Origin of the sequence: Bradyrhizobium zhanjiangense (assembly GCF_004114935.1) — a bacterium.
Taxonomy (GTDB): domain Bacteria; phylum Pseudomonadota; class Alphaproteobacteria; order Rhizobiales; family Xanthobacteraceae; genus Bradyrhizobium; species Bradyrhizobium zhanjiangense.
Genome location: NZ_CP022221.1, coordinates 7,050,550 through 7,063,163, shown reverse-complemented (window position 1 = coordinate 7,063,163; position 12,614 = coordinate 7,050,550). Strand labels below are relative to the sequence as shown.

Sequence of the window (12,614 nt, the reverse complement as noted above, 5' to 3'; positions counted from 1 at the left end):
GGCAGGGGGAGGCTGATGAGGCGTACGGGGCTGTTTGGCGTACCGCAGGTACGGCCATGGTCGTGGCAGGCGTTTCTGCTCGGATTCGTGGTCGTCGCGATGTCGGCGCTGCTTCAGGGGATTTGTGTCGCGCTCGGCGCAAAACTCTATTTCGCGGCGTTCTTGCCCGGCCTTTTCGTGCTCGGGCTTGTCGCAGGCGTGCCGGCTGCGACCCTTGCCACGCTGCTGACCATTCCGCTGGTGTGGTGGGCGTTCATGCCGCCCTTCTTCGAGTTCAATGCGCTGACCAGCGCGAACACCGATTCCATCAACCTGTTCTGCCTGCTGGCCGTGCTGCTGATCGGCCTCGCCGATCTCTGCCGCGAGACGATGGCGATCGTCAGCCGCTGCGGGCTGAAGCGCCCGGGCGAGAGCGCGGCAACGAATCCGCAATAAGTCGGCTTTGCACGACCATACGCGTTGCGCGCGCGCAACAGTTCGGCAACCATCCGCGAGCTTGCCGCGCGCCGCTAACTTTTCGAAAAAGATTTGGCCGCAGTTTCTCCCGCGGGAATGACGAGGGAGTTTTCGGACATGAACGGCCAAATAACTGGGCACGCCATCTTGGAGAACGTGCGCCGCTACCGCGGCATCGCATCGCTCTATCGCCAGACCGCTGCATTCCGCCCGGGCCAGAGCTGGTCGCTGCTGGAGCAGGCGAGGGATTGGGAAGCGCGGGCGCTGTCGGAGCTGGAAGCCTATTTCGCGGCCCGCGCGGACCACGCGGCCCCACTCGCGGCCTGATCGTTAACCATCGGCACGGCCTCGGTCCATCTTGCCGAAGGTGCGATCGTCGGATCGTGCACGGGACACCACGCGGCGATTATGGAGTTGTCTCGGCGCGCGCCTGTGCTAGCAACGGCTCAACGAGATCCTTCACGTCGGCCGGGGCAAGCGATGATCACCTTCAACCGCATCTTCACGACCGAGCGCCTGCTCCAGATCATCGTGGTTCTGATCGCGACGATCGCCATGAAGCTGATGAGCTGAGCTTCCGCTGCCTATCGCCCGCCGAGTTCGGGCACGTCGGGCAGATAGTTCGAGCCTTCCGAACCCAGAAAATCGAACATCGCCTGCGCCGGCGGCAGCAGCACCTTGTCGCTGCGGCGGATCACGTACCATTGCCGGACGATCGGGAGGCCGGCGACGTCGAGCACTATGAGCCGGCCCTCGGCGAGCTCATGCGCCACGGTGTGCGCCGAGATGAAGGCGATGCCGAGCCCGGCGATCACCGCCTGCTTGATGGTCTCGTTGCTGCTCATCTCCATGCCGATGATCGGCTCGAGATCCGACTTCTGGAACATGCCTTCCATCAGCGTTCGTGTGCCCGAGCCCGGCTCGCGGGTGAGGAAGGTCTCGTGCACGAGATCGGTCAGGTTGAGGCCGGAATCCTTCTCCAGCCAATGTCCCTTGCGCGCGACGATGATGTGCGGATTGCGCCCGAGCTGACGGACGTCGACCGTGACGTCGGCCGGTGGCCGACCCATCACGGCGAAATCGAGGTCGTAGCCGTGCATGGCCTCGCGGATCTCCTCGCGGTTGCCGATGGTGAGCTTGATCTCGATCTTGGGATAGCGCTTCGAGAATGCCGCGATCGCGTGCGGCACGAAATATTTTGCGGTCGAGACCGCGCCGAGCTGCACAGTGCCGCCGGTCCGTCCCGCCAGCAGGTCGAGCGAGCCCTGGCAGTCCATGATCGCGGCCTCGACCCGTTCGGCCAGCGCCAGCACCTCCTTGCCAGCCTCCGTCAGCAGCATGCCGTCACCGGTCCGCTGCACCAGCGGCAGGCCGGCGAGGTCCTGAAGCTGCCGAAGCTGCTGGGTCACGGCCGGTTGGGTCAGCCCGAGATGGCTGGACGCCGCCGTCACGCTGCCCTTGGCCGAAAGCGCCGCGAGTGAGCGCAGCTGCCGGATCGTCAGATGCCGGAGCTGGGCCGCCGCATGGCCGGGGCCGTTATAAGAAAATTCTCTGAGGCTCATTATGAATAGAAATTTTCCTTATTAAGCCGGCCCTGTCAATCTCGTCGTGCTGGGACGGACCGCATCGACCCTCCAAGGGGGAGGGAAATGGATGCGGCGCCAGCAAGGGGATGGACGCAGATGACCGGGCAACTCAGGCTGGACGACCACCTTCAACGGTACTCAGAGACCGCACCGCATGCGCTCGCCGTGGCGGCCGCAGTCGATGCCATCGCGGCAGCAGCGGTCGAGATCGCCGATCTCATCGCCTCCGGCGATCTCGCCGACGCCTCGGGCCTGACGACGGGCCGCAACAGCGACGGCGATGTCCAGCGCGATCTCGACGTCCAGGCTGATGCGATCCTGCGCCGCTGCCTCGTCAGGCTGCCGATCGCGGCGCTGGCGTCGGAAGAGATGCGCGAGGCCCAGATCGTCGACCGTCAGGGGCGCATCTGCGTCGCGATCGATCCGCTCGACGGCTCCTCCAACATCGACATCAACATGACCGTCGGCACGATCTTCTCGATCCTGCCGGCACCTGATGATCTCTCGCTCGCCTTCCATCAGCGCGGCTCGGCGCAGCTCGCGGCGGGCTTCGTCACCTACGGCCCGCAGACCTCGCTGGTGCTGACGCTCGGCGACGGCGTCGACATCTTCACGCTTGACCGTAAGGCGGGCTGCTTCCGCCTCGCGCGCAGCGGCGTGCAGATCTCCGAGGCCTGCGAGGAGTTCGCGATCAACGCGTCCAATCGCCGGCACTGGGATGCGCCGGTGCGCGCCTTCATCGACGAATGCCTCGCCGGTGTCGACGGGCCCGCCAACCACGATTTCAACATGCGCTGGATCGGCTCGCTGGTCGCGGAGGCCTATCGCATTCTCACCCGCGGCGGTGTGTTCCTCTATCCTTCGGACGCGCGACCCGGCTATGGCGACGGCCGCCTGCGCCTCACCTACGAGGCGCACCCGATGGCGATGATCATCGAGCAGGCCGGCGGCTCGGCCACGACCGGGCGCGAGCGCATCCTCGAGCTGTCTGCGCAAAGCCTGCATCAGCGCGTGCCGCTGATCATGGGCTCGAGCAATGAGGTGCGGAGGGTCAAGGAATTGCATTGCGATCCCCTGTTGGTTGCCAGCGTCTCCGCACCGCTGTTCGCGCGGCGCGGATTCTTCCGGCTCTGAGCGAGGCGTCCCATGTCCAGGAAGCATCCGATCATCTCGATCACCGGCTCCTCCGGCGCCGGCACTACCTCGGTCAAGAAGACCTTCGAGCAGATATTTTTCCGCGAGAAGGTCAACGCCGTCTACATCGAGGGCGACGCGTTCCATCGCTACGACCGCGCCGAGATGCGCGCGCAGATGGCGAAGGAGGCCGAGCGCGGCAACAAGCACTTCAGCCATTTCAGCCCTGAGACCAATCTGTTCGAGGAGCTGGAGCGCGCGTTCCGCGACTACGGCGAGACCGGCACGGCGGTGACGCGGCATTACGTCCACGACGCCGAGGAATCCGCGCTGCATGGCGCGGCACCCGGCACCTTCACCGAGTGGAAGCGGCTGCCGGAGAGTTCGGACCTGCTGTTCTACGAGGGCCTGCACGGCGCCGTCGTCACCGACAAGGTCAACGTCGCGCGCTATGCGGATCTCAAGATCGGCGTCGTGCCCGTCATCAATCTCGAATGGATCCAGAAGCTGCACCGTGACCGCAGCGCGCGCGGCTATTCGACCGAGGCCGTCACCGACACCATCCTGCGGCGGATGCCCGACTACATCCACTACATCTGCCCGCAATTCACCGAGACCGACATCAACTTCCAGCGCGTGCCAACGGTGGACACCTCCAATCCGTTCATCGCGCGCTGGATCCCGACGCCGGACGAATCGATGGTCGTGATCCGCTTCAAGAACCCACGCGGGATCGACTTCCCCTATCTGCTCTCGATGCTGCCGCAAAGCTGGATGTCGCGCGCGAATTCGATCGTTTGCCCCGGAGCCAAGCTCGATCTCGCGATGCAACTCATCCTGACGCCGCTGATCATGCAGCTGATCGAGCGCAAGCGGAGCCTGAAGTGATGCACAGCAACGACAACAACGGGAGGATCCGATGAATATCTCGGTTCATGCCGAAGCCGACCTTACGGCGGTCACGCATAACGATCTCGCCAACGCCGTCCGCTTCCTCGCGGTGGACGCCATCGAGACCTCGCAGTCGGGCCATCCCGGCCTGCCCATGGGCATGGCCGACGTCGCGACCGTGCTGTTCTCGCGCTTCCTCAAATTCGACTCGGCCCATCCCAACTGGCCCGACCGCGACCGCTTCGTGCTGTCGGCGGGCCACGGCTCGATGCTGCTCTATGCGCTGCTGCATCTGACCGGCGGCGATGTCAGCCTCGACGACATCAAGGCGTTCCGGCAATGGGGCTCCAAGACGCCGGGACATCCGGAATACGGCCACACGCCGGGCGTCGAGACTACGACTGGACCGCTGGGGCAGGGGATTGCGACGGCGGTCGGCATGGCGCTCGCCGAACGCATGGCCAATGCGCGGCATGGCGACCGCCTCGTCGATCACTTCACCTATGTGATCGCCGGTGACGGCTGCCTGATGGAAGGTATCAGCCAGGAGGCGATCTCGCTCGCCGGTCATCTCCAGCTCGCGCGTCTGATCGTGCTTTTCGACGACAACGGCATTTCCATCGACGGGCCGACCTCGCTCGCGACCTCCGACGACCAGCTCGCCCGCTTCGCCGCCTCCGGCTGGTCGGTGCGCCGTGTCGATGGGCACGATCCCGAAGCCATTGCACAGGCGATCGCGGAGGAGCGTGAGACCACAAAACCGTCGCTGATCGCCTGCCGCACCATCATCGGCTATGGCGCGCCTGATAGACAGGGCACCGAGAAGGCGCATGGTGCGCCGCTCGGCACTGAGCAGACCGCGGCCGCGCGGCGGGCGTTGGGCTGGGACTATCAGCCTTTCGTGGTGCCGCTCCCGATCTCGAAGGCGTGGCGGATGATCGGACAGCGCGGGCAGGTCGCCCGTCTTGCCTGGCTCGATCGCTATGAACGTGCGACGCCCGAGCAGCGCGACCTGTTCGTCGAGGGTAAGGCCGTCGCCTTGCCGGGCGCCTATGCGCTGGCTGCGGCGAAGTTGCGCGAGCGCTTCGCCAGCGAGCGTCCGAAGATCGCAACGCGCCAGGCCTCGCAACAGGTGCTCGACGGCATCGCCGGGGCGATTCCGGGCTTGGTCGGCGGCTCCGCCGACCTCACGCATTCGAACCTCACGCATGCCAAGGTGCAGGCTCCCGTCACGCGCGGGGCGTTCGCCGGCGACTACATCCACTACGGCATTCGCGAGCACGGCATGGCTGCCGCGATGAATGGCCTCGCGCTGCATGGTGGCTTCATCCCCTATGGCGGCACCTTCCTCGCCTTCTCCGACTACAGCCGGCCGGCGATTCGCCTTGCGGCTCTGATGCGGCTGCGCGTGATTCATGTGATGACTCACGACTCCATCGGCCTCGGCGAGGACGGCCCGACGCACCAGCCGGTCGAGCATGTCGCCGCACTGCGGGTGATTCCGAACCTTCTGGTGTTCCGCCCCGCCGATGCGGTGGAGACGCTGGAAGCCTGGGATTGCGCACTCACCTTGGAGAGCCGTCCGTCCGTGTTGTGCTTGTCGCGTCAGGCCTTGCCGACCTTCCGCAGCGATGTCCGCGGCAGAAATCGCGTCGCGCGCGGCGCATATCTCGTCGTCTCCCCTGACGGCGGCCGCGACGTGACGTTGATCGCGACCGGCTCGGAAGTGTCGATCGCGCTGGAGGCGGCCCGCCTGCTCGCGACCGAGCACATCCGCGCAGCCGTCGTCTCTGCACCCTGCTTCGCCCTGTTCGAGGAGCAGCCGGACGACTACCGCGCCACGGTGCTCGGTACTGCACCGCGTGTCGGCATCGAGGCGGCCGTAGCGGGTGACTGGCCGCGCTGGATCGGCACTGAGGGCGAGTTCGTCGGCATGCGCGGCTTCGGCGCCTCGGCGCCGGCGCCCGTGCTGTACCGCGAGTTCGGCATCACACCGCAAAGCATTGCGGAAGCCGCCCGGCGGGCGATCGCCCGCAAGAAACAATAAGGAGGATTAATCGTGGCTCGTATCACCCTTCGTCAATTGCTCGATCACGCCGCCAGCCACGGCTACGCGGTGCCGGCGTTCAACATCAACAACATGGAGCAGGGCATCGCGATCATGCAGGCGGCGGCCGAGGTCGATGCGCCGGTCATCATGCAGGCCTCGCGCGGTGCGCGCAGCTATGCCGGCGATCTCATGCTCTCGCACATGATCGATGCGCTGGAGCGGACCTATCCCGACATTCCGCTCTGCATGCACCAGGACCACGGCAATGACGAGGCGACCTGCGCCTCCGCCATAGCCCATGGCTTCACGTCGGTCATGATGGACGGCTCGCTCAAGGCCGACGCCAAGACGGCGGCCGATTATGACTACAATGTCGCGATCACCCGCCGTGTCGTCGACCTCGCCCATTGGGTCGGCGCATCCGTCGAAGGCGAGCTCGGCGTGCTCGGCTCGCTCGAGCACGGCGGCGGCGAGCAGGAGGATGGTCACGGCGTCGAGGGCAAGGTCAGTCACGATCAGCTGCTGACCGATCCGGACCAGGCCGTCGATTTTGTCCGCGCGACGAAGGTCGATGCCCTGGCGATCGCGATGGGCACCTCGCACGGCGCCTACAAGTTCAGCCGCAAGCCGGATGGCGACATCCTGGCGATGCGGGTGGTCGAGGAGATCCATCGCCGGCTGCCGAACACGCATCTCGTGATGCACGGTTCGTCCTCGGTGCCGCAGCCGCTGCAGGACATGTTCAATCAGTTCGGCGGCGAGATGCCGCAGACCTGGGGCGTGCCGGTCGAGGAGATCGTGCGCGGCATCCGAAGCGGCGTGCGCAAAGTCAATATCGACACTGACTGCCGTCTTGCGATGACTGCGGTATTCCGCAAGGTCGCCGCGCAAGCGCGCTCCGAGTTCGATCCACGAAAGTTCCTCAAGCCGGCGATGGATGCGATGCGCGAGCTTTGTCGCGAGCGCTTCGAGCAGTTCGGCACGGCAGGCCACGCCAGCAAGATCAAGGTCGTCCCGATGAGCGAGATGGCGCGGCGCTATCGCGCCGGCGAACTTGATCCGCGCATCGACGCCCGCGAACCGGTCGCTGCCTAGTCATTCAGAGAGAAGAGCAGGAGAGAGTCATGAACGCACACGCAGGAACCGTTCGCGGCAAGGAAAGATATCGCTCGGGCGTGATGGAATATAAGCGCATGGGCTATTGGGAGCCCGATTACACGCCAAAGGACACCGACGTCATCGCGCTGTTTCGTGTCACCCCGCAGGAGGGGGTCGACCCGATCGAGGCGTCGGCTGCGGTCGCCGGTGAATCCTCAACCGCGACCTGGACAGTGGTGTGGACCGATCGGTTAACCGCCGCGGAGAAATACCGCGCCAAGTGCTACCGCGTCGATCCGGTCCCCGGCTCGCCCGGCTCTTACTTCGCCTACATCGCCTATGACCTCGACCTGTTCGAGCCAGGCTCGATCGCCAACCTCTCGGCCTCGATCATCGGCAACGTGTTCGGCTTCAAGCCGCTCAAGGCGCTGCGTCTGGAGGACATGCGCTTCCCGGTCGCCTATGTGAAGACGTTCCAGGGACCGGCGACCGGCATCGTGGTCGAGCGTGAACGGCTCGACAAGTTCGGCCGCCCTTTGCTGGGTGCGACCATCAAGCCCAAGCTCGGTCTTTCGGGGCGCAACTACGGCCGCGTAGTCTACGAGGCGCTGAAGGGCGGGCTCGACTTCACCAAGGATGACGAGAACATCAACTCGCAGCCCTTCATGCACTGGCGTGACCGCTTCCTCTATTGCATGGAGGGCGTCAACCGCGCGCAGGCGGCCTCGGGCGAGGTCAAGGGCACCTATCTCAACATCACCGCGGCCACCATGGAGGACATGTACGAGCGTGCTGAGTTCGCCAAGGAGCTCGGCTCGGTCGTGGTCATGATCGACCTCGTGATCGGCTACACCGCGATCCAGTCCATGGCGAAGTGGGCGCGGCGCAACGACATGATCCTGCATCTCCATCGCGCCGGCCACTCGACCTATACGCGGCAGAAGAGCCACGGCGTGTCGTTCCGCGTCATCGCCAAGTGGATGCGGCTCGCCGGCGTCGACCACATCCATGCTGGCACCGTGGTCGGCAAGCTCGAGGGCGATCCGAACACCACGCGCGGCTATTACGACGTCTGCCGCGAAGATTTTAATCCGACGAAGCTAGAACACGGCATCTTCTTCGACCAGTCCTGGGCGAGCCTGAACAAGATGATGCCGGTCGCCTCCGGCGGCATCCATGCCGGGCAGATGCACCAGCTGCTCGACCTCTTGGGTGAAGACGTCGTGCTGCAATTCGGCGGTGGCACCATCGGCCATCCCATGGGCATTGCGGCCGGCGCGACCGCCAATCGCGTGGCGCTGGAAGCGATGATCCTCGCCCGCAACGAGGGCCGCGACTACGTCCACGAAGGGCCGGAGATCCTCGCCAAGGCGGCCGAGACCTGCACGCCGCTGAAGGCCGCGCTCGAAGTCTGGAAGGACGTCACCTTCAACTATCAATCCACCGACACGCCGGACTTCGTGCCGACGGCGCTGGAAACCGTTTGAGGAGATTCACATGAAACTGACCCAGGGTTGCTTCTCATACCTGCCTGATCTGACCGATGACCAGATCTACAGCCAAGTGCAGTACTGCCTTGCCAAAGGCTGGGCTGTGAACATCGAGTTCACCGACGATCCGCATCCCCGCAACACTTATTGGGAGATGTGGGGCCTGCCGATGTTCGATCTCCAGGATGCTGCCGGCGTGATGATGGAGCTCGCTGAGTGCCGCAGGGTGTATGGCGACCGCTACATCCGCATCAGCGGCTTCGATTCCAGCCACGGCTGGGAATCGGTGCGCATCTCCTTCCTCGTCAACCGGCCGAAGCAGGAAGCGGAGCTCGAGCTGGTGCGGCAGGAGGTGGGCGGCCGCGCGATCCGTTACACCACCGTGCGCCGACCGGCCGCGCACGCGTCAACTTAAGGCATCCGCTTCCGCGCGGAGCTCTCCCTGCTCCGCATCCTTGGCGGACCACTGCTTCGCCGCTCCCCCCGCGGCGAAGCCCTTTTCTTCGAGGTGCCGATGCTCGATGTGCCCCACGCAACGACGACCGAACACAGCGAGACCAGTTTCGATCTCCGCAAGGAGGCCGAAGCGGCTGAGATCACCGACACGCTGCAACAGCTCGAGCAGGAGCTGGTCGGATTGAAGCCGGTAAAGAACCGCGTGCGCCAGATCGCCTCGCTGCTGTTGATCGAGCGCATTCGGCAGCGCGCTGGATTGGCCTCCGCGCCGCCGACGCTGCACATGTCGTTCACCGGCAATCCCGGCACCGGCAAGACCACGGTGGCGCTGCGCATGGCCAAGATCCTGCACGGCCTCGGCTTCGTGCGACGAGGGCAGGTGATCTCGGTCACGCGCGACGATCTCGTCGGCCAGTATATCGGCCATACCGCCCCGAAGACCAAGGAGATATTGAAGAAGGCGATGGGCGGCGTGCTGTTCATCGACGAGGCCTATTATCTCCATCGCCCCGACAACGAGCGCGACTACGGCCAGGAGGCGATCGAAATCCTGCTCCAGGTGATGGAGAACCAGCGCGAGGATCTGGTCGTGATCCTCGCCGGCTATGGCGAGCGGATGACGAGCTTCTTCGCCTCCAATCCCGGCTTCCGCTCGCGCATCGCGCATCACATCGAATTTCCGGATTATGCCGAAGCCGAGCTGCTCGTCATCGCCGAGCTGATGCTGAAGGAGCGCGGCTATCGCTTCTCGGCGGCGGCGCGCGAGGCGTTCGAAAAATACATCGCGTTGCGCCGGACCCAGCCGTTCTTCTCCAATGCGCGCTCGATCCGCAACGCCGTCGACCGCATTCGCCTGCGGCAGGCCGATCGCCTGGTGTCCGATCTTGATCGCATGCTCGACGTCGCCGACCTCGAAACCATCGATCCCATGGACGTCCTGGCGAGCCGCGTCTTCGGCGGCGGCGCCGACTCGCGGAGTGCAAAATCATGACGAGAGAGATGATCATTGCTCCTTCGATCCTGGCCGCGGATTTCGCGCGTCTCGGCGAGGAGATCGCGGCGATCGATACGGCCGGGGCGGACTGGATCCATTGCGACGTCATGGATGGACACTTTGTGCCGAACATCAGCTTCGGCGCCGATGTCATCAAGGCAATCCGGCCGCTCACGAAGAAAGTCTTCGACGTGCATCTCATGATCGCGCCTGCTGATCCTTACCTCGAGGCGTTCGCGAAGGCCGGTGCGGACGTCATCACGGTGCACGCCGAAGCCGGCCCGCATCTCGACCGTTCGCTTCAGGCGATCCGCGCGCTCGGCAGGAAAGCCGGCGTTAGCCTGTGTCCCGCAACGCCGGAGAGCGCGATCGAATATGTGCTCGATCGCCTCGACCTCGTGCTGGTAATGACGGTCAATCCCGGCTTCGGCGGCCAGTCCTTCCTCGACTCCCAGCTGGCGAAGATCGCACGGATCAAGGCCATGATCGGCGACCGGCCGATCCGGCTCGAGGTCGATGGAGGTATCACGCGCGACAATGCCGCTGCCGTGGCTGCAGCGGGCGCCGATACGCTCGTGGCGGGGTCCGCCGTGTTTCGCGGCAAGAGCGCCGCCGAATACGCATCCAATATTGCGGCCATTCGCACCGCCGCCGAGGCCGGCCGGGTTCCAAAGACGAAAGATAATGCCGCGCGGCCGCTGCGCGTCGGAGAAAGTGCGCGCATCCGGTAGACTACGGAGAGCATCACCCAGGCGATTACGCCGAGGTATCGATCGCTTCATAGTGCGCATTTTTCTCCGGGGTCCTACGGAGAATCCAGCACGAATCGGCAACACCCTTCATGCCAGGGTAACCAAGAGCGCCGAAGCACGCGTTCGATTAATGCGCCGCGCTACAATCTGTGGTTTAATAACTGCAGAGGCGTGGAAGCACATTCAATATCTCCATTGGAATGCTGCCCATGGCTGGCGGGGAGCTGATCCACTGCTCGGGCCCGCTCAGCTCGTGCTCTAATTCGGCAGCCGTGAGGAGCTATCTCGATCTCGTCGGCGTGACCGTCGAGCGTCGCCTCTATGCCTAGCCCTTGATGGGTGCGGCGGGAATTCAGAGCGAGAGTCCGCTTCGACTGGAACTTTGGCTTCCTTGGGCATTTGCTAGAACTAGCTGAAGTCGGCGCCGCGGCGGGCGCAGCAAAACTTTTGCATGACCGCCATCGGCCTGACGCAAATCGGGGCAATAAGCCCTGTGAATGCGAGGGAGGGTCTCATGGAGAACGTACGTCGCTACCGGGCGCTGGCGTCCCTCTGTCGTCAGCAGGCCGCTTACCGGCCGCTCCAGAATTGGGAGCTCCTCGGCCAGGCCGAACATTTCGAATATCTCGCGGAAGTCGAGCTCAAGGCGCATTTCGACGCGTGCAACGCACAAGGCGGCGAGGACGTCGCTGAAGCCGGGCCATTGAAGACACCTGCCGCGGCGTAGCAGCGGCGGGCCGGCTCGGCTCAATGCGACATCAGCGTCGGAATCGTCATGGCCTCCAGCATGCCGCGGGTGACGCCGCCGAGAAAGCGCTCCTGCAATCGCGAATGGCCGTAGCCGCCCATCACCAGGAGATCGAGGCTCTCATCGGCCGCCAGAGATAGGATCGTGGGCTGGATGTCGGCGCGCGTGGCCGACAGGCCGACCGTGCGGGTCGAGAGCCCGCGCCGGCCGAGATGTCTTGCCAGATTGGTCGCTGAAGCTTCGCCGCAGGCCGCATCGGCTTCGTTGATCGTGATGATCACGATTGCCTCGGCGCGGGCCAGGAACGGGGCTGCGTCGCGCATTGCGCGGGCAGCGAGGGGGCTGCCGTCCCAGCAGATGCCGATCCGGTTCGCCTTGAAGGTCCCGCGGAAGGTGTACGGCAGGAACAGCACCGGGCCGCCCGCCTGGAACAGGATCTCGCCGGGCATGTCGTTGTCGAACGAGCCTTGCGTCGGATCGGGCTGGAGCACGATGCTGAGGTCGTGCAGTCGCGCCATCTCGCCGAGCGTGCCGGCTGCATCCATCGGGATCGCGCCGAGCGGGTGGCAGGCGTGGGAGATGCCCGCGTTCACCGCTTCGCTCCTGAATATTGCGAGCGCGGCCTCGGCCCGCTCCATTGCGCGCTCGCGTTCCAGCTCGAACACGGCCGCCGCGGCGGCGCCACCCTCCACGACGTAAGCCGCACTGGTTGCGATATAGCCGACCGCGACCGCGTCGAGATGGGCGTTGAGGTGCGCCGCGAGCGAGATCGAGCCATCGATCGCGGGACGCATCGGACGCTCGGTCGGGATGTGGACGAGAATGTCTTTGTACATGGCGCGCCTCCGATGAACATCATCCGGTGACGCAGTTTTTCACTGCACGAAGGACCTGCGTTGAGCTGCATCAATGTGCAGCGACGAACTCGCCGCGGGGCCCGGTCCCAATCCTTTGCCAAG

At 64.8% G+C, this 12,614-nt stretch carries 13 protein-coding genes; 11 read left to right on the top strand and 2 right to left on the bottom strand.

Features of this window, described 5'->3' with window-relative positions; translation table 11 throughout:
- Window positions 1–15 precede the first annotated feature (15 nt).
- Both XH85_RS33895 and XH85_RS33890 read left to right on the top strand, forming a co-directional pair.
- The gene (locus XH85_RS33895) at window positions 16–435 is read left to right on the top strand and encodes a DUF4118 domain-containing protein (RefSeq protein ID WP_128935360.1); all 420 of its coding nucleotides are present in this window, start codon (window positions 16–18) and stop codon (window positions 433–435) included.
- Window positions 436–573: 138 nt separating this feature from the next.
- Window positions 574–783: a hypothetical protein gene (locus XH85_RS33890; protein ID WP_128935359.1), complete on the top strand. Its 210-nt coding sequence runs from the start codon at window positions 574–576 to the stop codon at window positions 781–783.
- A 257-nt stretch (window positions 784–1,040) separates the two neighbouring features.
- Here the strand turns inward: XH85_RS33890 and XH85_RS33885 are convergent, their stop codons facing one another.
- Window positions 1,041–2,018, bottom strand: a complete 978-nt coding sequence (locus tag XH85_RS33885) for a LysR family transcriptional regulator (RefSeq protein WP_128935358.1) — start codon at window positions 2,016–2,018, stop codon at window positions 1,041–1,043.
- 120 nt (window positions 2,019–2,138) lie between these two features.
- On the opposite strand from XH85_RS33885, the gene XH85_RS33880 reads away from it, so the two are divergent.
- From XH85_RS33880 to XH85_RS33840, 9 genes are all read left to right on the top strand, one after another.
- Entirely contained in the window at window positions 2,139–3,176 is a 1,038-nt protein-coding gene (locus XH85_RS33880; protein ID WP_128935357.1) for a class 1 fructose-bisphosphatase, read from the top strand.
- Window positions 3,177–3,188: 12 nt separating this feature from the next.
- Window positions 3,189–4,064 (top strand): phosphoribulokinase, encoded by an 876-nt coding sequence (locus XH85_RS33875; RefSeq protein WP_128935356.1) that lies wholly within the window; start codon window positions 3,189–3,191, stop codon window positions 4,062–4,064.
- A 31-nt stretch (window positions 4,065–4,095) separates the two neighbouring features.
- On the top strand, window positions 4,096–6,114 hold the full coding sequence (gene tkt, locus XH85_RS33870) for a transketolase (RefSeq protein ID WP_128935355.1): 2,019 nt from the start codon (window positions 4,096–4,098) through the stop codon (window positions 6,112–6,114).
- Window positions 6,115–6,126: 12 nt separating this feature from the next.
- Entirely contained in the window at window positions 6,127–7,212 is a 1,086-nt protein-coding gene (fba, locus tag XH85_RS33865; protein WP_091892520.1) for a class II fructose-bisphosphate aldolase, read from the top strand.
- Window positions 7,213–7,241: 29 nt separating this feature from the next.
- The gene (locus tag XH85_RS33860; RefSeq protein ID WP_128935354.1) at window positions 7,242–8,702 is read left to right on the top strand and encodes a form I ribulose bisphosphate carboxylase large subunit; all 1,461 of its coding nucleotides are present in this window, start codon (window positions 7,242–7,244) and stop codon (window positions 8,700–8,702) included.
- 10 nt (window positions 8,703–8,712) lie between these two features.
- Window positions 8,713–9,120: a ribulose bisphosphate carboxylase small subunit gene (locus tag XH85_RS33855; protein ID WP_091892515.1), complete on the top strand. Its 408-nt coding sequence runs from the start codon at window positions 8,713–8,715 to the stop codon at window positions 9,118–9,120.
- Window positions 9,121–9,219: 99 nt separating this feature from the next.
- Window positions 9,220–10,152 (top strand): CbbX protein, encoded by a 933-nt coding sequence (gene cbbX / locus XH85_RS33850; protein WP_164939912.1) that lies wholly within the window; start codon window positions 9,220–9,222, stop codon window positions 10,150–10,152.
- Window positions 10,149–10,886, top strand: coding sequence for a ribulose-phosphate 3-epimerase (rpe, locus tag XH85_RS33845; protein WP_128935352.1), 738 nt, complete (start codon window positions 10,149–10,151; stop codon window positions 10,884–10,886). The genes cbbX and rpe overlap by 4 nt, the downstream gene beginning before the upstream one ends.
- 535 nt (window positions 10,887–11,421) lie before the next feature.
- Window positions 11,422–11,634: a hypothetical protein gene (locus XH85_RS33840; RefSeq protein WP_128935351.1), complete on the top strand. Its 213-nt coding sequence runs from the start codon at window positions 11,422–11,424 to the stop codon at window positions 11,632–11,634.
- 20 nt (window positions 11,635–11,654) lie between these two features.
- Here the strand turns inward: XH85_RS33840 and XH85_RS33835 are convergent, their stop codons facing one another.
- Window positions 11,655–12,491, bottom strand: a complete 837-nt coding sequence (locus tag XH85_RS33835; protein ID WP_128935350.1) for a universal stress protein — start codon at window positions 12,489–12,491, stop codon at window positions 11,655–11,657.
- Between the last annotated feature and the right edge of the window lie 123 nt (window positions 12,492–12,614).

Bases quoted from the DNA above. Each gene is read 5' to 3' on its own strand.
- XH85_RS33890 (WP_128935359.1), top strand. From the start codon at position 574: ATGAACGGCCAAATAACTGGGCACGCCATCTTGGAGAACGTGCGCCGC.
- XH85_RS33855 (WP_091892515.1), top strand. From the start codon at position 8,713: ATGAAACTGACCCAGGGTTGCTTCTCATACCTGCCTGATCTGACCGAT.
- XH85_RS33880 (WP_128935357.1), top strand. From the start codon at position 2,139: ATGACCGGGCAACTCAGGCTGGACGACCACCTTCAACGGTACTCAGAG.
- XH85_RS33895 (WP_128935360.1), top strand. From the start codon at position 16: ATGAGGCGTACGGGGCTGTTTGGCGTACCGCAGGTACGGCCATGGTCG.
- cbbX (WP_164939912.1), top strand. From the start codon at position 9,220: ATGCTCGATGTGCCCCACGCAACGACGACCGAACACAGCGAGACCAGT.
- rpe (WP_128935352.1), top strand. From the start codon at position 10,149: ATGACGAGAGAGATGATCATTGCTCCTTCGATCCTGGCCGCGGATTTC.
- XH85_RS33840 (WP_128935351.1), top strand. From the start codon at position 11,422: ATGGAGAACGTACGTCGCTACCGGGCGCTGGCGTCCCTCTGTCGTCAG.
- XH85_RS33860 (WP_128935354.1), top strand. From the start codon at position 7,242: ATGAACGCACACGCAGGAACCGTTCGCGGCAAGGAAAGATATCGCTCG.
- XH85_RS33885 (WP_128935358.1), bottom strand. From the start codon at position 2,018: ATGAGCCTCAGAGAATTTTCTTATAACGGCCCCGGCCATGCGGCGGCC.
- XH85_RS33875 (WP_128935356.1), top strand. From the start codon at position 3,189: ATGTCCAGGAAGCATCCGATCATCTCGATCACCGGCTCCTCCGGCGCC.
- tkt (WP_128935355.1), top strand. From the start codon at position 4,096: ATGAATATCTCGGTTCATGCCGAAGCCGACCTTACGGCGGTCACGCAT.
- XH85_RS33835 (WP_128935350.1), bottom strand. From the start codon at position 12,491: ATGTACAAAGACATTCTCGTCCACATCCCGACCGAGCGTCCGATGCGT.